The sequence below is a fragment of the Mesorhizobium sp. M6A.T.Ce.TU.002.03.1.1 genome, assembly GCF_003997275.1.
In the GTDB taxonomy this organism is placed as follows: domain Bacteria; phylum Pseudomonadota; class Alphaproteobacteria; order Rhizobiales; family Rhizobiaceae; genus Mesorhizobium; species Mesorhizobium mediterraneum.
Genome location: NZ_RZTI01000288.1, coordinates 1 through 1,033, shown reverse-complemented (window position 1 = coordinate 1,033; position 1,033 = coordinate 1). Strand labels below are relative to the sequence as shown.

The window sequence follows — 1,033 nt, the reverse complement described above, 5'->3', positions numbered from 1 at the left end:
ACATGCACAAGCGCGGCGAGCTGCCGGCGGAGGTCGACGCCTATGAAGTCGTCACCCGCTACATCAAGTCGATCGGCAAGGGCATCCTCAAGGTGATGTCCAAGATGGGCATTTCGACCTATCAGTCCTATTGCGGCGCACAGATCTTCGACGCGATCGGACTGAAGTCGGATTTCGTGCAGAAATATTTCACCGGCACCGCGACGCTGATCGAAGGCGTCGGGCTGGACGAGATCGCGGCCGAGACGGTCAGCCGCCATACCGACGGCTTCGGCAACGACCCGGTGCTGCGCAATAGCCTCGAAGTCGGCGGCGAATACATGTTCCGCATGCGCGGCGAAGCTCATATCTGGTCGCCCGATGCGGTCGCCACCTTGCAGCACGCCGTGCGCCAGGGCTCATGGGAGACGTTCAAGGACTATTCCGCTCAGATCGACAGCGAGACGGCGCGGGCGCAGAGCATTCGCGGCCTGTTCAAGATCAGGCTCGCCGAAGAAAGCGGGCGTAAGAAGGTCGCGCTCGACGAAGTCATGCCGGCGGCCGATATCGTCAAACGGTTCTCGACCGGAGCGATGTCCTTCGGCTCGATCTCCAGGGAAGCGCACACTACGCTGGCGCGCGCCATGAATACGATCGGCGGCAAGTCGAACACCGGCGAGGGCGGCGAAGAAGCCGACCGCTACCTGCCGCTGCCGGGCGGTGGCAAGAACCCGGAACGTTCGGCGATCAAGCAGGTCGCTTCCGGGCGGTTCGGCGTGACGGCGGAATATCTGGTCAACTCCGACATGATGCAGATCAAGGTCGCGCAAGGCGCAAAGCCGGGCGAGGGCGGTCAGCTGCCCGGCCACAAGGTCGACGCCACCATCGCCAAGGTCAGGCATTCGACGCCGGGCGTCGGCCTGATCTCGCCGCCGCCACATCACGACATCTACTCGATCGAGGATCTGGCGCAGCTCATCTACGACCTGAAGAACGTCAATCCGGCGGCGGATGTGTCGGTCAAGCTGGTGTCCGAAGTCGGCGTCGGCACGGT

1 protein-coding gene is annotated in these 1,033 nt (G+C 63.3%); it reads left to right on the top strand.

What is annotated here, in order from left to right; all coding sequences use genetic code 11:
• On the top strand, positions 1 to 1,033 hold a 1,033-nt coding region (locus tag EOC93_RS33545), incomplete at both ends, for an FMN-binding glutamate synthase family protein (protein ID WP_164759397.1).